The organism is Halorussus ruber (assembly GCF_004765785.1).
GTDB lineage: Archaea > Halobacteriota > Halobacteria > Halobacteriales > Haladaptataceae > Halorussus > Halorussus ruber.
This window is the reverse complement of record NZ_SBIT01000015.1, coordinates 16,378-33,535: the sequence shown is the minus strand read 5'-3', so window position 1 is coordinate 33,535 and position 17,158 is coordinate 16,378. Positions and strand designations below refer to the sequence as shown.

The following is a 17,158-nucleotide window of genomic DNA, read 5'->3' as shown; positions in this document are numbered from 1 at the left end:
GGAAACGCCGCGTTTCGACCCGACTAGGCAGACGTTACTCGATTTGAGACGAGCCGTCAACTCTTTATCCGGGGCGCGCTTTCGTCCTTCTAACCGTGACTACCGCGTTGACAGACGGACTCGCGTGGCTCGTCGTCGGACTGTTCGCCGCGGCCGCCGCCCTCGACTGGTACGACGACGACCACGGCCGGGGGCGCGCTCGCTACCTCGCCGCGTTCGCGTGGGTCGTCTTCGGCGTGTTCTGGCTCGCGCTGTTCCCCCACTTCGCGTTCGAGCAGAAGAGCTTCGTGGAGGGTGCGTTGAGTCTGGCCGCGCTTCCGGCCTGCCTGTACGCCGCGTACCTGCTGGTGCAGGGCCGCGAGACCCTCTTTCTGCTCTCGCGGGCCATCGCGTTCATGGGCCTCATCTACCTGCCGTTCACGATGATTCCCGCTGGCAAGGAGTGGCTCATCGAGACGGTGGCGTGGCAGGGCGAGTTCGTCATGGAGACGCTGGGCTACGAGTTCGAGGTGGTCGAGCGCGACGGTGGAATTCGCGGGACGTACTTCTTCCACACGAATGAGGGCAAGTTCAAGGTCAACGTCCTGCTGGCGTGTACCGGCCTCGGGAGCATGGCCATCTTCGGCGGCCTCATCGCCGCGGTCCGCGCGCCGCTCGGCCGCAAGCTCCGGGGCGTCGCCATCGCCATCCCGATTATCTGGGCGCTGAACCTCGTCCGCGTGGTCTTCATCACGCTGGCGTTCAGCCACCAGTGGTTGCAGTTCTTCGTGGACCCGACGATGAGCCTGCTGGGCTATCAGGACCCCCACATGGTGTCGTACTTCATCTCCGACCGCGTGCTGGCTCAGGTCCTCTCGGTGGTCGCGCTGGTCGGTATCGCGTGGGCGGTGGCCCGCGAGGTCCCCGAACTGCTGACGGTCGGCGAGGACGTCCTCTACATCGCAACCGGCGACGAGTACGACCTCCACGAGGCGGTCGGCACCGACCGACCCGTTGCGACCGACGGAAAAGGCGAGTAATCGAGCGCGGCTCAGTGTTTAGAATTATTCGACGTCGAGGAGTTCCTCCGGCGCACCCGCCAGCGCGCCGAGCGCGTCGGCCTCGATGTGGTGGAGGTCGCCCGGCACGACCAGCAGGTGGAGCGGGTCGCCGAAATCGCGGTCGGCCAGCGCCGAGATGCGGTCGGCGGCCACGAGCGGGTCGGGACTCCCGGCGCGGGCGACCACGACGCCCAGCAGGTCGCCGTACTCCTCGGCCAGCAGGTCGGCGGCGTAGTCGGCGGACATGTACTCGTCGTTGCGCACCTTGATGTCGAGGTAGACCAGCGTGTGCAGGCCGCGCTCGCGGTTCTCGTCGATGGCGTCGGTGACGCTGGCGGGGACGCCGTCGGCACCGTGGGCGTACTCGAAGGGGAGCGTCGTGGCCTTGCCGAAGCGGTAGTTCTGGAGGCCGGTCAGGCCGCTGGCCGCCGACTCGGCGGTGGGCGCGTGGACGACGCGCGTGTCGATGCCGCGCTCCTCGGCCCGGAGCCGGAGGTCGACGTGAGTGGTCGAAATCATCGTATCGCCCGCGGTGAGAAAGACCGCGTCGCCAGATTCGGCGGCCCGGAGAATTTCCTCGGGGTCCTGCTCGACGCCCGCCCGGTCGCGGACCTCGATGTCGGTGTCGTGGTAGGCTTCCAAGTCCTCGACGCTCGCGCCGAGGAGTTTGCTGGTGTAGAACTCGGCGAAGGCGCGGTCCGCCTCTCGGAGGACTTCTTTGCCCTCGACGGTAATCGAACGCTCGTCGTAGAGACCGAGGCCGACGAATGTGAGCATACCTCCGGTAGGGACGCCAGCGGGTTATAGCGTTTCGAGTCGGACGCGCTCGCTGGCCCGACGACGAGTGCGTCGGGGCTGGACCCACCGGCGAACCACGACGACCGACGACCACCCACGGACACCCACGACGACCGCGAAGCGTCACGCTTACCGCCACACCCCGAAAAGCGAGAGTATGGAAGTCCCGTGCGTGCGAGTCGAGCGCGAGCGAGGCGAGGAGACTCGCCAGCGGTTGGCCGACGAGAACCTCCTCGCGGCCGAGTTCGAAATCGAAGTCGCGGAGGGGAGCCTCTACCTCCCGGTGACCGACGCCGACCGAGTGCCCGAGGATTTGACCGTAGTCTCGCGCGCCGTCGGCGAGCGCGACACGCCGGACACGCCCACCGACCTGCTGGGCTACGAACCGACTTACGAGCGCCTCGGCGACATCGCCATCTTAGACGAGGACGACCCGGAGCGCGCCCGGGAAATCGCCGACGCCGTGATGGCCTCGGACATCCCCGTGAAGACGGTCGTGAATCGGGCCTCGAAGGTCAAGGGCGAACTCCGGGTCCGCGACTGGGAGGTGCTTGCGGGAGACGGAACCGAGACGGTCCACCGCGAGTACGGCTGCGAGTTCCTCCTCGACGTGTCCGAGGTCTACTTCTCTCCTCGGCTCGCCACCGAGCGCCACCGGGTCGCCGAGCAGGTTGGCGAGGGGCCACGGCCCTCGAAAGATGCGAGCGGGGATACCCCGCGAGCGACCGACGAGCGCGCCTTCGACATGTTCGCGGGCGTCGGGCCGTTCGTCGTCCCCTTCGCCAAGCGCGGCGCGGAGGTCGTCGGCGTGGACCTGAACGAGAAGGCCGTCGAGTACCTCCGGGAGAACGCCCGGCGCAACGACGTGGAAGACAGGGTAACTGCGATTCACGGCGACGTGAGAGAGGTCGCGCCCGAGTATTCGGACTGGGCCGACCGCGTGGTGATGAACCTGCCCCACAGCGCCGACGAGTTCCTCGACTCGGCGGTCGAACTCGCTGGCGACGACTGCGTGATTCATTACTACGACATCCAGCACGAGGACGACCCCTTCGGGCCGGGCGAGGCCGCGATTCGAGAGGCCGCGGAACCCGAGTACGAAGTCGAAGTCGAGACGCGCCACGTGGTCCGGTCGTACGCTCCTCACGAGTTGAACGTCTGTCTCGACGTGCGACTATCTCGCTAACGGCGGGCGATTCCGGAAGCCTTATTTTGCCTGTGGGGAGTAGTAAAGAGTGAAGAGGAAGTACGCGCGCCGGTGTCTCGCCGAGCAACGCGAGGCGAGGCTCGGGACACGAACGAAGTGAGTGTGCCGGTGTAGCTCAGACTGGCTAGAGCGATTCCTTCGTAAGGAATAGGCCGAGGGTTCAAATCCCTCCACCGGCTCTTTCTGCCGAACGTAGTGAGGCTGAAGAGCCTTCTGTAGAGGATTTGAACTACGGAAAAGGCAGTCTCGCCGAAGGCGAGGAAGCGTTTTCAGGTGGTTCATAATCCCTCCACCGGCTTACTTTTCCACGAATTATACGGTGAGTGTCGAGTATTCCTCGACAGCGAATCGGCTATCGGTGAAAGCTGTTACTCCTCAAGCACACTCGCACCTACCTCCGAAACCTCCTGCACGTCCTCGCGCTCCACCCCGTCGAACTCCAGCACGTAGTCCGGCCCGAACGCCGAGGAGGGCGTCTGGAAGCCAGAATTGACCTCGCCCTCGACCACCCGGCGCGCGGACTCGACCGCAGTCTGGGCGGTGAGGTCGTAGGTGTCGGGCGTCCGCATCCGGGCGGCGAAGCGGTTGCCCGCGTCGTCCTCGACTTCGCCCCAGATGCGGGCCAGACTCTGGGCGCGCTCCTCGGCGGTCGGTCCCGAGACCACGGCGTCGATGGCGGCCTTCATCGCGGACTGGACCGGTTCGGTCCCGAGGAGCGGCACCAACGGGCGGGTCTTCTCCATCACGTTCGGGACGTAGTCGGGCACGGTGGCGTAGGTCTCGACGTTCGGAATCCCGGTGGTGAAGTAGGCCGTCGAGATGTCGCCCCAGGGAATCGTCACGGCGGGCTTGGGGCCGCGCCCGAAGTCGAGGTGGCGGGTCTTCCACGCCGCGGGGACGGTCCGAAGCTCGCCGTTCTCTCGGACCGCGCCGGAGCGCGAGAGGCCCTCCACGATGGACTTGGCGGTGCCCGGCGAGAAGGTGCCCAGTCCGTCGATGGCGAGCGTGAGCCTCGTCGCCGAGTCCAGCTGGGTCTGGAGGTAGGCCGCCAGACAGTCGGTCGGCACCACGTCGAAGCCCACCGCCGGGAGGAGGGTCACGTCGGCCTCCTCGGCGTCCCGGTCGCGCTCGGCGATGGCCTCCAGCACGTCGATTTCCCCGGTGATGTCCAGATAGTCGGTGCCGGTGCGCAGGCACGCCGAGTACATCGGCCGGGCCGTCTCGGAGAACGGCCCCGCGCAGTTCAGCACCGCCGAGAACTCCTCGACGTGGTCCTCGACTATTTCAGGGTGTTCGAGGCTGAACACCCGGTGGTCGAGGCCGAGGTCGGTCGCCTGCCGCTCTACCTTCTCGGCGGTGCGCCCCGCGAGGACGGGCGAGAGACCTCGCTCGACTGCCGTCTCCGCGACGAGCGCGCCGGTGTAGCCGTAGGCTCCGTAGATGAGCAGTTCGTCGGTCACGATGTCGGATTAGACGGTGACGGGTAAAACTCGCGGGGCCGATTCTAGGTGAGGGAGTTCTTGCTATGACGACGATTGCGAACGAGAGTGCGAACAGCAGAACTACTGTGATGATGTCTTCTGAAGCCCCCGGTCGCTCGCGGTCGCTCCGCGGGATACTCGCGCCTCTCCGCACCGTCGGAGACGAGCTCCGACGAGCCTTTGGTCGCTTCGCTCCCGCAGACACCGCCCGGCGCGAGTAGTGCCCGCGGAGACGACTAAAGTGAACGCGAGCGACCGGCCCCTTCATCCTCCCGTGGTGATTGTTTCACCGAGCGCGTTCCCGGCGGTTGGTTGGCCGGGCGTTCGCCGGTGGATGGCTGGACGAGCGTTTGCTGGCTGTTTGGTCGGCCGGGCGTTCGGCGGCCCGGCGGCCGCTGGCCGCCGGGCCGCACTCGCGGATTTCTGGACAAAGGATCATATATAATTGGTTAGGAAATATTATAATTGCCCAGAGAAACAAATACAAGGCTTTGATCGGGCTCCGCCGAGTCCTGAGTCACTCCTCGTCGTCGCTCTCGGTGCCGCCGTCGGGTTCGGCCTGCGCGTTCTCGTCGCTGACCGCGTCGATGGGCGACTCCTCGGAGACGTCTCCTGCCTCCGTCGCGTCCTCGGACCCTGCTTCGCTCTCTTCATCGGCGTCCGCGTCTTCGAGGTCACCCGACTCCACCACGTCGCGCTGGTCCACGTCGCCCTCGGCGTGCGACTCGACTTCCGGCGCGGTGTCGGACTCCTCGATGTCGGCGTCGGTCGTATCCACGACCTCCTCGCCCGTGGCGTGGTCGGCGTCCGTGCCTTCGGTTTCGACATCCTCGATGTCCGGCGAGGAGTCGGCCACGTCGGCGAGGTCGGAGGTAGAGGGTCCTCCTCGGGTCGCTCCGGCGGTCGAACCGCGTCCCGTCCGGCGCTGGGCGAGCGCGACGCCGACCCAGAACAGGCCTCCGAGCGCCTGCAAGACGCCGCGCTTGCGGTTGCCCTTCAAGAAGGTCCGCCCGGCCCGGACCAGCGAGACGACCCCCGACGCGGCCGCGAGGGTGCCCGACTCGGCGTGCTTGGCGAGCGCCGGTCCGAGCGGCTTCGCCAGCGACCCGACTCGACCCGCGATTCCGTTTCCACCCTCGTCTAACGTCTCGGTGACGGCGTCGGAAGAACTCATACGTCCGAATCGAGGGCACCGACGTAGAAAGGCGTGATGGCAGTCCGGAAGCGCTCGCGGCGAACTCCGGACCTCGTAACCCAGATTACGCTCAGTAAGGACATCCTACCGCGCGGACTGTCTGCCCGCCGGGAGTTCACCGACGCCAACAATTAACACGGACGACTCCCTAGGTGAAATGCTGGGGCCGCTGCTGTTCGACCGGACTCTGCACAACACAGGAGAGATCGAATGGTCACCGACCGACAACTCCGACGAAGTAAGACGATTCAGCAGCGAACCGGCAGAACCTTCCACTTCGCTACGCGGTTGCTCCCCCGGCGGATACGCAATCCCACGTACGTCCTCTACGCGTTCTTCCGCGTCGCCGACGAGGTCGTAGACGGTGCCGACGACTTACCGCCCGACGAGCAACGGGCGCGACTCGAACAACTCCGGGCGGAGGCGCTCGGCGAAGTGGAGACGGACGACGAGGTGCTCGCGGCGTTTCAGGAGGTCAGCGACGAGCGCGGGATTCCCGACGAGGAGATAGAAATCTTCATCGACGCGATGATTTCGGACATCGAGAAGTCCCGCTGGGAGACCTACGCCGAACTCGAGGAGTACATGCGCGGGTCGGCCTCCGCGGTCGGCGTGATGATGCAGTCGGTGATGGGCGTCGAGAAACCCGAGCGCGCCAAACCTCACGCGGTCGCACTCGGCGAGGCCTTCCAGTTGACGAACTTCCTCCGCGACGTGCGCGAGGACATTCTGGACCACGACCGCATCTACCTCCCCGGAACCACCCGCGAGCGCCACGGCGTCACGGAGGCCGACATTCGGCGTTGCAACCCGACAGACGGCTTCCGCGCGGCGATGGCCGACGAACTCCGGCGGGCCGAGCGCAAGTACCGCGAGGGCGTGGCGGGCATCGAGTACCTGCCCGAGGACTGCCAGTTCGCGGTGCTGTACGCCGCGGTCCTCTACGCCGAACACCACCGCCTCATCCGAGCGCGAGATTACGACGTGTTCTCCTCGGAGCCGGAGGTCGGAGCCTTCCGCGCCGCGTGGCTCTGGGCGAAGACCCGGTGGTACTGGCAGAAGTCCCGCGACCCGGTGACGGTGTTCCGGGCCGTGAGCGCCGTCCCCGAGGCCGAGAAAGTCCACGCCAGCCATCGCCCGGAAGGGGCACCGCAGGCCGATTGAACCCGGCTCCTCGGTGGTCTCTTCCCGGCGATTTTGGAGTTTTTCAACCCTGTTCGGGGCGTTCCCGGCCGATTCCGACGAAGTCGAAGCGGTCGGTTCGAACCAACCCGGCCGAGAGTCCCGCGGCCAGCGCCACCGCAATCCAGTTCCCGAAGTAGACGTTCATCGCGCCCCAGAGGAGGACGAAGCTCACGAAGTCGTCGAGCGCGAACTCGCAGTTCCGGAGTCGGTCGCCGAGCGCCGCGCGGTCGAATCCCCACTCAACGAGCGAGACCGCAATCAGGCCGCTCAGAATCCAGCCCTGAAAGTTCGAGAAGGGGACGCCGTAGTAGAACCCGCCGCCGTAGTCCCAGAAGCCGAGTCCGACCGCCGCGGGGTCCAGCACGAAGTCCACGACCAGCACGACCGCGAGCGCCGCGAGGGTCCGAGCTATCCGGCCTGCCTTCGGGAGCAGAAGTAGGACGAGGAGGTAGCTGTTGACCACCAACGGGAGGAAGAAGACGGGCAGGCCGACCGGAACTCCGCCGACCATCGGTCCCAACTCGATTTGGTAGCTGAACTCGCCGTAGGGGACGCCGTAGTGGACTCCGATGTACTCGATGACGTAGCTGTAGGCCGTGACCAGAAGCAGGCCGACTCCGGCCCGGCGGTCCACCAGCGGCGCGAGACCCGCCACGAGCGGCAGGCGCATCACGAGCGTGCCGAACAGGACCAGCAGAGGATTCATCGCCAGCCACGGCGGGAGCCACCCCTCGTGACTGGCGACGAACATCCCGGCCCCGACCAGCGGAAAGACGACCGCGATGGTAAACCGGTTCTCGCGGACGAGGTCCGAGAGTCGGCGCTCGACCTGGGTTCTACTCAGGTTACCCACGCACGACCCCCCAGAGACCGCCGAGCGTCAGCACCATCCCGACCAGCGTGTTGATGGCCGGGAACCACCAGTAGGCCCGCGAGACCGAAACGTCGGTCTCGGCGACCCCGAGTGCGAAGAGAGGATAGAGCAAGAGGAGCGCCCCGGCCCGAATATCCAGCAGGCCGAAGGCTCCCGCCGCGAGCAACCAGCAGACCCCGCAGTAGGCCAAGGTCCGGCGCTCGCCCAGCACGGTCGCGGTGGTCCGAATCCCGGCCCGGCGGTCGGGTTCGATGTCGGGAATCGCCGAGAAGGTGTGCATCGCCATCGCCCAGAGCCACCCCGAGACGACCGCGAGCGCGGGAGGTTGGCGACCCGCCAGCGCGACGTAGGCCGCCGCGCCCGGCAGGACGTAGAGACCGTTCGAGACCGAATCGAGAGGCGGCACGGTCTTCAGTCGGAACGGGGGCGCGCTGTAGGCGTACCCCAAGAGCAGGAAGGCGACGACCCAGACAGCCACGCCCACGGTCGCACCCATCGGCGGATTCGACCCGAGTGCGAGCGCCCCGACGGCGAAGGCACCCGCCAGCGCGAAACCGGCGAGGCCGCAGAGCGCGACGAGGAGGGTGACGGCGGTCCCGCCCCGGAACCGGGCCTCGGGTGCCTCCTCGCCCGTCTTCTTCGGGTTCTCCTCGTCGATATCCGCGTCGAACACGTCGTTGATGCCGTAGAGGTAGACGTTCGCGGGCAGGAGGAAGTACGCGAACAGCGCGACCCCGGCCGGGGCGAACAGGTCGCTCGGGGCGGACGCGCCGTAGGCGACCCCCACGAGGACCGGTCCGGCCAGATAGAGCCAGAACCGGGGCCGAGAGAGTTTGAGGAGGTACCTCAGCATGGCGCTACTCGCCGTAGTCCTCCAGCAGGGCGTCGGCGGTGTGCTGGCCGCTGATGAGACACATCGGGACGCCGATTCCGGGCGTGGTGAACGACCCCGTGAAGTACAGTCCCGGGACCTCCGAGGAGCGATGGCCGGGCCGGAGCGGGCCGGTCTGGCGCAGGGTGTGAGCGAGGCCGAGCGCGGTGCCCTGAATCGAGTTGTATCGCTCCGCGAAGTCCGAGACGCAGAAGGACTCCTCGAGGACAATTCGGTCTCGGAGGTCTACCCCGGTGTTCTCGGCGATGTCGTCCAGCACGAAGTCGCGGTAGCGCCGTCTGGTCTCGGGGCCGTCGTCGAGGCCGGGCGCGATGGGGACCAGCGCGAACAGGTTGCTGTGGCCCTCGGGCGCGACCGTGTCGTCGGTCTCGCTGGGCACGCAGAGGTAGTACGCCGGGTCCTCGGGCCACGCTGGCTCCTCGAAAATCTCGTCGAAGTGGTCGTTCCACTCGGTCGGCAGGACGAGGGTGTGGTGTTCGAGGCCGTCCACGTCGCCCTCGACGCCGAGGTACAGCAGGAAGGCCGAGGGCGCGTAGGTCCGAGACTCCCAGTAGTCGGCGTCGTACTGGCGACTCTGTGGCGGGAGGAGTTCCTGTTCGGTGTGGGCGTAGTCTGCGTCGCTGACCACGAGGTCGGCTCTGAGAAACCCGTCTTCCGTCTCCACTCGGAAGTTCCCCGCCGACCCCAGAATCGACTCGACCTCGCTGCCGGTCCGGTACTCGACGCCCAGTTCTTCGCCCATCTCGGCGATGGCGTCCACGACGACGCCCATCCCGCCGGGAGTGGTTCCGTCGGCGTCCCCGCCGTCGGTCGCGGTCCCGTCCTTGGCTCTCGGGTAGTGGACGCCGAGGTTGAAATCGACGTGGCTCATCAGGTTGTAGAGCGCCGGGGTGTTCTTCGGGGACCCGCCGAGGAACACCAGCGTGTACTGCATGATTTGGCGGAGTTTGGGGTGGTCGAAGTAGTCGGCGACGTGGTCCTGCATCGACCCGAGGAAGGTCAGGCCGCGGGCGTGGCGGACCACGTCCCAGTCCACGTAGTCGCGGAACCGGGGCCGGTCGGTGTAGACGAAGTGTTCCATCCCGATTTGGTAGGTCTCTTCGGCCTCCTCGAGGTAGGCGTCGAGGGCCGGCCCGGCCCCGCGCTCGTACTCCTCGAAGGTGGCCTTGGTCTCCTCGCGGTCGGCCGTGACGGTGACGCGGTCGCCGTCCTTGAAGAAAATCTTGTAGTGGGGGTGGAGGTGTTCGAGTTCGTAGTACTCGCTCGGACTCCGGCCGAAGTGGCCGAAGAAGCGCTCGAACACGTCGGGCATCAGATACCACGACGGCCCCATGTCGAACCGGAACCCGTCGCGTTCGAGGACGCTGGCCCGGCCGCCCAGCTGCTCGTTTTTCTCCACGACAGTCACGTCGGCGCCCGCGTCGGCGAGGTAACAGGCGGTCGAGAGCCCGCCGAAACCGCTTCCGACGACCGCGACCGACCGGTCCGAGAGTTGCATGTCGGATTCTGAGGGCGCGAGTCACATAAATTGGCGGACCGGTTTCACCCCCGAGGAGGACCGGATTCACTCGCCGTCGTGTAACGATTGAGACGTATCTCCGATAGGCTTATATCCGAACCCTGATGCTGTTGAAAACAGGAAATGAATCCGGCGAAGTTCGCCCTCCTGCTGGGCGTCGGTCTGCTCTCGTTTCTGTTCGTGGTGTCGCTGTACGTCGTCTGGACTCGAATCGTGGGTCTGGACCCCACGCTCGCCCAGCGATGTGCGAGCTTCTCGCGGCCCGCGCGGATGGCGATTGCGCTCCTCTCGGGCGGCGTCCTCGGGACGGCGAGCATGGCCGCGCCCTCGGTGGACGTGGGTATCGCCGGGATGGTGCTACTGGCGGCCAGCACGTTCGCGGCGCTGATGCTGTTCGAGTTGCTCCAGCAGCGCCAGCGAGTCGCGTCGTAAGCGCCGGTCAGGTAGCGTCGCACCGCGCCGACGCCCGCTTTTCTCCGACCGCGCGCTCGACCGCCGAGAGGAGTTCGTCCGGCCCGACGACCTGCCCGCGCTCGCAGAGTTCCCGGTAGAGCGCCGCGGCGTCGCTCCCGGCGAAGTTGCGCTCGGCGAAGGGGCGCTCCTCGACCACGACCACCGAGTCGGCCTCCCGGGCGGCCCGGAGGTTGGCGACGTTGCCCGCGCCGACTTCCACGTCCGCGAGAATCGTGGCGTCGGCCTCGCGGATTCTCTCCTCGGCCTCGCGGCGGGCCGCCTCGCCGACCGGCGCGAACGGCTCTTCTGTCACGGCGTCGAGGCCGAGCGACCGAGCGGTTTCGAGGTCCGAGTCGCCCTCGTTGAGGACGCCGACCGACACGTCGTAGCCCGCCGCCGAGAGGAGATAGAGCAGTCGGGAGACGGTTCCACCGCCGCCGACGACGTGGACTCGGCCCGCCGCGTCGTCGGGGCGCTCTGGCAGGGCCGTGACGTACGTCGAACCCGTGACGGGGTGGCTGGAGACCACGGCGCGCGTGTCGAAGGCCGCTTCGAGGTGGTCCTCGGCCAGCACGTCCGCGGGGTCGCCGCTGGCGCGAATCTCGCCGCCCGCCAGCAGGCGGAGTTCGTCGCAGTAGTGGGCCGCCAGATTCAGGTCGTGGATGGCCGCCACGACGGTCTTGCCCTCGTCGGCGAGTTCGCGGACGAGTTCGAGCGTCCGGACCTGATGGTTGATGTCGAGGCTGGCGGTGGGTTCGTCCAGCAGGAGCGCGGGGGTGTCTTGGGCCAGCGCGCGAGCCAGCAGGACGCGCTGGCGCTCGCCACCCGAGACGGCGGTAATGGAACGCTCGGCGAGGTGTTGGACCTCGGTGCGCGCCATCGCCTCCTCGACGATTTGCTGGTCTGAGTCGCCGTCGGTAGAGGGTTTCGGCCCGGAGAACCGCGACCGATAGGGGTGGCGACCCATCGCCACGACCTCCTCGACCGGGAAGTCGAACGAGAGGCTGGTGTCCTGCGGGACGACCGCGATGCGACGACTGGCCTCCTTCGAGGAGAGGTCGGCGACGGGGTCGCTATCGACGTAGACACTTCCAGAATCAGGTTTTAGAACACCATTGATTGCTCTAAGCAATGTAGTTTTGCCTGCGCCGTTGGGACCGACGAGACCGACGAACTGGCCGTCTTCGATTTCCGTGGTTACGCCGTCGAGGATTTCGGTCCCGCCGAGTTCGACTTCTAGGTCTTGGATTCGTATCATCGGTTCTTGGGACCTCCTCTGGCGGATTTTGTGTTGAAGGAATCAGTCGAAGAGATGCTGAGAGCGGAGTCGGTAGAGCCCGTTTCGAGGCCAGAACTGAGGACGTGAACGCCTCTGAAATCCCCGCCCGCTCGCTTCGATGGGTTCGGTTTGGAGTTGGGATGAGAACTTTCGAGGTTTCTTCCTCTGAAGCCCCCGCCCGCTCGCGGTCGCTGGCCGACATATCCGGACCTCTCCGCACCGCCCGGTCCGGATAGGGGTCGGCCAGACGACCACGGGCCTCCGCCCCGCGAGCGGGCGGCCCCTTCATCCACCCGCTGTGGTTCGGTCGGTCGAGCGCGTCCTCGGTGGTTGGTTTGGCCGAGCGCGAGTGGTGGACCATCGGCCGAGCGCGTGGGCCACGTCCTCCCCAACCGATTGCGGTCCTCGGTCGTCGCTTCGCTCCTCCCTGTGGTCCTCATCCCTCGCGCGACGATGGCGCGGCGACGAGACGCCGCTCCAGCGCGCGCCGGGAGGAGGTCGAAACGTCGTCGTCCGAAAAATCGGTTCACAGCGCATGCACCTCCCGAGTCCGGAGGAGATAGAGGAAAAACGGCGCGCCGAGGAAGGCGGTCACGATGCCGACCGGTAGCTCCGCGGTACCAGAGCGCGCCACCGTGTCGGTGGCGACGAGGAAGGTCGCACCCGCCAGCGCCGAGGTGGGCAGGAGAATCCGGTGGTCCGGCCCGACCAGCAGGCGCATGACGTGGGGCACGACGAGGCCGACGAAGCCGATGACGCCCGAGACCGCCACCGCCGCGCCGGTCATCACGCTGGCGACCGCCAGCAGGAGTCGCTTGGTGCGCTCGACCTCGACGCCGAGCGCGTGGGCGTCCTCCTCGCCGAGCAAGAGGACGTTCAGGTCCCGCGCGTAGGCCAGCAGCACCGCGAAGCCGAGGATTGCGACCGGGAGGACGAAGGTCACGTCCTCCCACGAGGCCAGATGCAGGTGGCCCATCAGCCAGTAGACCGCCCGGCGCAGGCTCTCGCCGCTCTGGAGGAGCAGAAAGGAGACCACCGCGCCGAGGAAGGTCTGGACCGCGACCCCCGCGAGCAGGAGGGTGGCGACCGGAGTCCGGCCCTCCTCGGTGGCGAGCAGGTAGACGCCGAAGGCGGCCAGCACCGCGCCGACGAACGCCGCGGTCGGGAGCGCGAGCGGGACTGCGAAGGGGATTGCGATGGTCGCCACCGCGCCCACCGCCGCGCCCGACGAGACGCCGATGATGGAGGGGTCGGCCATCGGATTCCGGAAGAACCCCTGCATCACGACCCCCGCCGTCGAGAGGGCGAAGCCCACGACCGCCCCGAGCGCGATGCGGGGCAGGCGCAGGGTCACGACGATGGTCCGGGCCGTCTCGGGCACCGCGAAGTGGAACACCGGCGCGAACTCGACGGTCGGCCCCGGAACCGTGACCGCCAGCCCCGCGATTCGGAGCGTCCGCTCGGCGAGTCCGACGCCCGCCGGGACCGCGAGCGCGTTCAATAGCACTTTCCCGACCACGAGATACTCCAGCGACACCGGGCCAATCGCGGCGCTGACGACCACCACGGCCGCCAGCGCGGCGAGGAGTCCGATTGACCAGCCCACGACGCGCGCCGAATCAGCCATCGTGTGAAAGCCTGATTGCTTTAGGTAAATACTTATTGCATACGGCCGGAGATGCGGACGCATGAGACAGAAGGTTACGAGCGTTTTTGCGGTCCTGCTGTTGCTCGCGGCCGGTGTCGCGCCGGTCGGAGCAGTCACCGGCGGCACGGCAGACGCCGCACAGTCGAGTTGTTCGTTCCCCGTCACCAGCACCGACGCGACGGGAACCGAGGTCACGGTCGAGCAGAAGCCCGAGCGAGTCGTCACGCTGTCGCCGAGCGCGGCCCAGACGATGTGGGAAATCGGCGGTAAGTCGCAGGTCGTCGGCGTCTCTCAGTACGCCGCCTACCTCGACGGCACCGACTCGCTGACCAACGTCTCGGGGAGCGGCCAGCAGTTCGTCAACGTCGAGAAAGTGGTCTCGACCGAGCCGGACTTGGTCCTCGCGCCCAACGTCATCCCGAACGAGACGGTCCAGAAGCTCCGAGAGGCCGGACTGACCGTCTACAAGTTCGACTTCGCCACCTCCGTCGAAGACATCTACGCGAAGACCGAACTGATGGGTCAGCTCACGGGCAACTGCGAGGGCGCGACCGAGACGGTCTCGTGGATGAAAGACCGCGTCGGCACGGTCCGAGAAGCGGTCGAGAACTCCGAGCGCTCGACGGTCTTCATCTCGCAGGGCGCCGGTTGGACCGCCGGAGGGGGCACGTTCATCGACAACGTGGTCGAACTCGCTGGCGGGACCAACGTCGCCGCCGAGGCCAACATCTCGGGCTACGGGAAGATTAGCGAGGAGGTCATCGTCGAGCAGAACCCCGAGTGGATCGTCCAACTCGGCGCGTTCGGCGCGTACCCCGAGACCGAGGCCTACAACGGCACCGACGCGGTGAAGCAGGGCAACGTCATCACGGTCAGCAACGAGAACATCAGCCAGCCCGCACCGCGCGTCGTCTACGCCATCACGAAGATGGCGAAGGCCTTCCACCCCGACGCCTACGCCGAGGCGAACGCGACCACGACCGAGGCGACCGAGACGACGGTCGAACCGACCACGACTGAATCGCCCGAGACGACCACCGACGAGGGCGCGATGCAGGAACAGGAGGAGACTACTACTGCGACCGCCGACGGGTCCTCCGGAAGCACCCCCGGCTTCGGCGTCACCGCGGCAGTCGCGGCGCTCGCCGGTGCGGCCCTCCTCGCGCGTCGTCGCTGATCGCTTCGCCAGCCCGTTTCCGGCTATTCTCCGACCCGATTCCTAAGTTGTTTAGGGGCCGGAAGAAGACGTTGACGTATGGTCGAGAAAGTGCTGTGGCCCGCGTACTTCGACGCGGAGAAGACCCGCAACGAGGGACGCCGGGTCGCCGAGGAGATGGCCGTCGAAGAGCCGACGGTGGACGAAATCGCACAGGCCGTCCAGCAGGTCGGCTACGACGCGATAATCGAGCGCGACAAGGCTTACTCCCGCGAGAACTGGCAGGAGAACGGCCGCGTGTTGGTCCAGAACGCCGACGACTCGACGAAGAACGACTTGATTCAGGCTGTCGCGGCCTACGTCGCGGCGCTCCGCAAGTGAGGTGAGAGCCTGATGCAACGAGTCGGCGAAGTCGTCCGGACCGCACAGGGCCTCGCCGTCGTGCGGTGTGCCGACGACGACCACCCGGACGTGGGCACCGAGGCCGTGGACGAGCAACTCAACAGCGTCGGCCGAGTCGTGGACGTGTTCGGCCCCGTCTCCCGGCCCTACGTCGCGGTCACGCCAGACGAGGGCGTCACGCTGGCGACGCTCCTCGGGCAGAAGTTGTACGCGCGGTAGAATCCGAGGTTTCCCTATTCGGGCCGACGCCAGTCGTCCGCGTCCGAAAGTAGCGGGCGTTTCTCCTCGAAGTCCTCCTTGGCCGCGCCGAAGAAGCGCTCGCGGCCGACCGGCGTCCGGACGCCGAGGACCACGGTGTTGTCGGTCACGTCGTGGACTTCGAGCGTCCGCCCGGACGTGACGTGTTCCCATTCGGTGAGGAGCGGCGCGTCCGCGACGACCCGCGACCCGAGTTCCCAACTTAGCCGAGAGAGCGCAGGCAGGCCGAACGGAACCGCGTCGGGGAGGCGGGCGGACTCTGGCGACGCCCCTCGCGTCCCGTGCGTTGACATACCGTCACACGGGCGGGCCACCGACAAAAACCTGCCGTTTGCCTTCGGTTCCCGACACGCGAGGGGAGACCACAACCCCAAAGGCGGAGGGGTGCGAGGCACCCGACATGGAGAACCGAACGCGTGCGTTCGCGGCCGTCGGGTTGACGGTCCTCATGTTTCTGCTCGTCCAACTCGGCGCGCTGGCGCTGGTCGAGCCGTTCCAGCAGGCGGGCTACCAGCAGGTCGAGAACCCCTCGGACCCGACCAACAGTCTGGTCTACGTCGGGGCGGTGCTGGTCCTGACCGGCGTGATGCTGCTCATCATCAAACTCGACGTCCAGTGGCTGCTCCGCGGGGCGATTATCTTCACCAGCGGACTGCTGTCGTGGTACGTCTTCTCGGTCGTGATTCCGGGGTGGCTGGTCGTCTCGTTCGGGGGCGCTCCCCTCAACGTCGTCGCGCTGGCCGCGGCCGGGTTGGTCTCGCTGGCGCTGGCGGTCCACCCCGAGTGGTACGTCATCGACGCCGCGGGCGTCCTGATGGGGGCTGGCGCGGCCGGACTGTTCGGCATTAGTTTCGGCCTGCTCCCGGCCATCCTCCTGCTCTCGGTGCTTGCCATCTACGACGCCATCAGCGTCTACGGCACCGAACACATGCTGACGCTGGCCTCGGGCGTGATGGACCTGAAGATTCCCGTCATCCTCGTGATTCCGCTGTCTCTCTCCTACTCCTTCCTCGACGACGAGGGGATGGCCGCCGAGGACGAAGAATCGCCGGAGGAAGGAACTGCAAGCGCGGCTGACGGCGGCGAACCCTCCGAGACCGACGCCGAGGCCGAGCGCCCGGGAATGGGAGAGCGAGACGTGTTCTTCATCGGACTGGGCGACGCGGTGATGCCCACGGTGATGGTCGCCAGCGCGGCCTTTTTCGCGCCCGCCGAGCCGCTGATTTCGGGCCTCGCGCTCAACCTGCCCGCCCTGACCTCGATGGTCGGCACGATTGCGGGCCTCCTCGTGCTTCTGTGGATGGTCATGAAGGGCCGGGCGCACGCCGGACTCCCCCTGCTGAACGGCGGGGCAATCGGCGGGTATCTGGTCGGAGCTTTGGCGAGTGGGATGACGTTGGTGCAGGCGTTGGGGTTCTAAGAACTCATCGTCACACTATTATTTCATATAGTTGTTTTCTAAATTAAAAGTCCGATGGTGAGCCCGAGACGCTGATTAGAGTACTAACCTTCCGGTTAGACCAACTAACAAGGCACTAAGGCAGATGTGCCTAGATTTCAACCGAACTGAGAGGCTAACTCGCTCTACTTTTATTTTCACTATACTATAGCCAGGTGATTCGTTTTTTCTTGTCATTGGGTTCGGAAGGACCCTTGGCGTGGATGTGTCCCGGCTATAGGTGTTTCAGGTAGGGCTCACCTACCGAGATGTTGTATCAGAAATTTAAAAATCTTACGTCATTTGTGCCATGCCATCACAAGTGATTTGCGA

At 66.5% G+C, this 17,158-nt stretch carries 17 protein-coding genes and 1 tRNA gene; 9 read left to right on the top strand and 9 right to left on the bottom strand.

Going from position 1 to position 17,158, the window contains the following annotated elements; genetic code table 11:
- Positions 1-95 precede the first annotated feature (95 nt).
- Positions 96-1,019, top strand: a complete 924-nt coding sequence (gene artA / locus EPL01_RS17715; protein WP_135826619.1) for an archaeosortase A — start codon at positions 96-98, stop codon at positions 1,017-1,019.
- 24 nt (positions 1,020-1,043) lie between these two features.
- On the opposite strand, the gene dph5 is transcribed toward artA, so the two are convergent.
- Complete coding sequence (gene dph5, locus EPL01_RS17710) at positions 1,044-1,817, bottom strand: diphthine synthase (protein ID WP_135826618.1); 774 nt, start codon at positions 1,815-1,817, stop codon at positions 1,044-1,046.
- Between the two features lie 178 nt (positions 1,818-1,995).
- On the opposite strand from dph5, the gene EPL01_RS17705 reads away from it, so the two are divergent.
- Both EPL01_RS17705 and EPL01_RS17700 read left to right on the top strand, forming a co-directional pair.
- Positions 1,996-3,024, top strand: a complete 1,029-nt coding sequence (locus EPL01_RS17705; RefSeq protein WP_135826617.1) for a class I SAM-dependent methyltransferase — start codon at positions 1,996-1,998, stop codon at positions 3,022-3,024.
- Positions 3,025-3,149: 125 nt separating this feature from the next.
- Positions 3,150-3,224, top strand: a tRNA-Thr gene (locus EPL01_RS17700).
- 189 nt (positions 3,225-3,413) lie between these two features.
- Here EPL01_RS17700 and EPL01_RS17695 read toward each other — a convergent pair.
- Positions 3,414-4,505 (bottom strand): saccharopine dehydrogenase family protein, encoded by a 1,092-nt coding sequence (locus EPL01_RS17695; protein ID WP_135826616.1) that lies wholly within the window; start codon positions 4,503-4,505, stop codon positions 3,414-3,416.
- A gap of 538 nt (positions 4,506-5,043) precedes the next feature.
- Positions 5,044-5,700 carry a hypothetical protein gene (locus tag EPL01_RS17690; protein WP_135826615.1) on the bottom strand — a complete coding sequence of 219 codons (657 nt, stop codon included), beginning with the start codon at positions 5,698-5,700 and terminating at the stop codon, positions 5,044-5,046.
- 231 nt (positions 5,701-5,931) lie between these two features.
- Between EPL01_RS17690 and EPL01_RS17685 the strand changes: the two genes are divergently transcribed.
- Positions 5,932-6,885, top strand: coding sequence for a phytoene/squalene synthase family protein (locus EPL01_RS17685; RefSeq protein ID WP_135826614.1), 954 nt, complete (start codon positions 5,932-5,934; stop codon positions 6,883-6,885).
- Between the two features lie 43 nt (positions 6,886-6,928).
- Here EPL01_RS17685 and cruF read toward each other — a convergent pair whose 3' ends face one another.
- The 3 genes from cruF to EPL01_RS17670 are packed head-to-tail and all read right to left on the bottom strand — an operon-like array spanning position 6,929 to position 10,170.
- A complete protein-coding gene (gene cruF / locus EPL01_RS17680) occupies positions 6,929-7,750 on the bottom strand; it encodes a bisanhydrobacterioruberin hydratase (protein ID WP_135826767.1) in 822 nt (273 codons plus the stop codon).
- A gap of 1 nt (position 7,751) precedes the next feature.
- Positions 7,752-8,633: a prenyltransferase gene (locus EPL01_RS17675; RefSeq protein WP_135826613.1), complete on the bottom strand. Its 882-nt coding sequence runs from the start codon at positions 8,631-8,633 to the stop codon at positions 7,752-7,754.
- Positions 8,634-8,637: 4 nt separating this feature from the next.
- The gene (locus tag EPL01_RS17670) at positions 8,638-10,170 is read right to left on the bottom strand and encodes a phytoene desaturase family protein (RefSeq protein ID WP_135826612.1); all 1,533 of its coding nucleotides are present in this window, start codon (positions 10,168-10,170) and stop codon (positions 8,638-8,640) included.
- A gap of 144 nt (positions 10,171-10,314) precedes the next feature.
- On the opposite strand from EPL01_RS17670, the gene EPL01_RS17665 reads away from it, so the two are divergent.
- Complete coding sequence (locus tag EPL01_RS17665) at positions 10,315-10,623, top strand: hypothetical protein (RefSeq protein WP_135826611.1); 309 nt, start codon at positions 10,315-10,317, stop codon at positions 10,621-10,623.
- Between the two features lie 7 nt (positions 10,624-10,630).
- Here EPL01_RS17665 and EPL01_RS17660 read toward each other — a convergent pair whose 3' ends face one another.
- Positions 10,631-11,902, bottom strand: coding sequence for a heme ABC transporter ATP-binding protein (locus tag EPL01_RS17660; RefSeq protein ID WP_135826610.1), 1,272 nt, complete (start codon positions 11,900-11,902; stop codon positions 10,631-10,633).
- 547 nt (positions 11,903-12,449) lie between these two features.
- Positions 12,450-13,550 carry a vitamin B12 ABC transporter permease BtuC gene (gene btuC / locus EPL01_RS17655; protein ID WP_135826609.1) on the bottom strand — a complete coding sequence of 367 codons (1,101 nt, stop codon included), beginning with the start codon at positions 13,548-13,550 and terminating at the stop codon, positions 12,450-12,452.
- 61 nt (positions 13,551-13,611) lie between these two features.
- On the opposite strand from btuC, the gene EPL01_RS17650 reads away from it, so the two are divergent.
- From EPL01_RS17650 to EPL01_RS17640, 3 genes are all read left to right on the top strand, one after another.
- On the top strand, positions 13,612-14,748 hold the full coding sequence (locus EPL01_RS17650) for a PGF-CTERM-anchored ABC transporter substrate-binding protein (protein WP_135826608.1): 1,137 nt from the start codon (positions 13,612-13,614) through the stop codon (positions 14,746-14,748).
- Between the two features lie 78 nt (positions 14,749-14,826).
- Complete coding sequence (srp19, locus tag EPL01_RS17645; RefSeq protein WP_135826607.1) at positions 14,827-15,108, top strand: signal recognition particle subunit SRP19; 282 nt, start codon at positions 14,827-14,829, stop codon at positions 15,106-15,108.
- A gap of 12 nt (positions 15,109-15,120) precedes the next feature.
- Entirely contained in the window at positions 15,121-15,348 is a 228-nt protein-coding gene (locus tag EPL01_RS17640) for an H/ACA ribonucleoprotein complex subunit GAR1 (RefSeq protein ID WP_135826606.1), read from the top strand.
- 14 nt (positions 15,349-15,362) lie between these two features.
- Here EPL01_RS17640 and EPL01_RS17635 read toward each other — a convergent pair whose 3' ends face one another.
- The gene (locus EPL01_RS17635; RefSeq protein ID WP_135826605.1) at positions 15,363-15,680 is read right to left on the bottom strand and encodes a hypothetical protein; all 318 of its coding nucleotides are present in this window, start codon (positions 15,678-15,680) and stop codon (positions 15,363-15,365) included.
- A 107-nt stretch (positions 15,681-15,787) separates the two neighbouring features.
- On the opposite strand from EPL01_RS17635, the gene EPL01_RS17630 reads away from it, so the two are divergent.
- A complete protein-coding gene (locus EPL01_RS17630; RefSeq protein ID WP_135826604.1) occupies positions 15,788-16,807 on the top strand; it encodes a presenilin family intramembrane aspartyl protease PSH in 1,020 nt (339 codons plus the stop codon).
- Positions 16,808-17,158: the final 351 nt, after the last annotated feature.

What these genes read in the sequence shown, in the direction of transcription:
- dph5 (WP_135826618.1), bottom strand. Translation starts at nt 1,817, where the DNA reads ATGCTCACATTCGTCGGCCTCGGTCTCTACGACGAGCGTTCGATTACC.
- EPL01_RS17705 (WP_135826617.1), top strand. Translation starts at nt 1,996, where the DNA reads ATGGAAGTCCCGTGCGTGCGAGTCGAGCGCGAGCGAGGCGAGGAGACT.
- EPL01_RS17690 (WP_135826615.1), bottom strand. Translation starts at nt 5,700, where the DNA reads ATGAGTTCTTCCGACGCCGTCACCGAGACGTTAGACGAGGGTGGAAAC.
- EPL01_RS17685 (WP_135826614.1), top strand. Translation starts at nt 5,932, where the DNA reads ATGGTCACCGACCGACAACTCCGACGAAGTAAGACGATTCAGCAGCGA.
- EPL01_RS17675 (WP_135826613.1), bottom strand. Translation starts at nt 8,633, where the DNA reads ATGCTGAGGTACCTCCTCAAACTCTCTCGGCCCCGGTTCTGGCTCTAT.
- EPL01_RS17670 (WP_135826612.1), bottom strand. Translation starts at nt 10,170, where the DNA reads ATGCAACTCTCGGACCGGTCGGTCGCGGTCGTCGGAAGCGGTTTCGGC.
- EPL01_RS17665 (WP_135826611.1), top strand. Translation starts at nt 10,315, where the DNA reads ATGAATCCGGCGAAGTTCGCCCTCCTGCTGGGCGTCGGTCTGCTCTCG.
- EPL01_RS17660 (WP_135826610.1), bottom strand. Translation starts at nt 11,902, where the DNA reads ATGATACGAATCCAAGACCTAGAAGTCGAACTCGGCGGGACCGAAATC.
- btuC (WP_135826609.1), bottom strand. Translation starts at nt 13,550, where the DNA reads ATGGCTGATTCGGCGCGCGTCGTGGGCTGGTCAATCGGACTCCTCGCC.
- EPL01_RS17650 (WP_135826608.1), top strand. Translation starts at nt 13,612, where the DNA reads ATGAGACAGAAGGTTACGAGCGTTTTTGCGGTCCTGCTGTTGCTCGCG.
- srp19 (WP_135826607.1), top strand. Translation starts at nt 14,827, where the DNA reads ATGGTCGAGAAAGTGCTGTGGCCCGCGTACTTCGACGCGGAGAAGACC.
- EPL01_RS17640 (WP_135826606.1), top strand. Translation starts at nt 15,121, where the DNA reads ATGCAACGAGTCGGCGAAGTCGTCCGGACCGCACAGGGCCTCGCCGTC.
- EPL01_RS17635 (WP_135826605.1), bottom strand. Translation starts at nt 15,680, where the DNA reads ATGTCAACGCACGGGACGCGAGGGGCGTCGCCAGAGTCCGCCCGCCTC.
- EPL01_RS17630 (WP_135826604.1), top strand. Translation starts at nt 15,788, where the DNA reads ATGGAGAACCGAACGCGTGCGTTCGCGGCCGTCGGGTTGACGGTCCTC.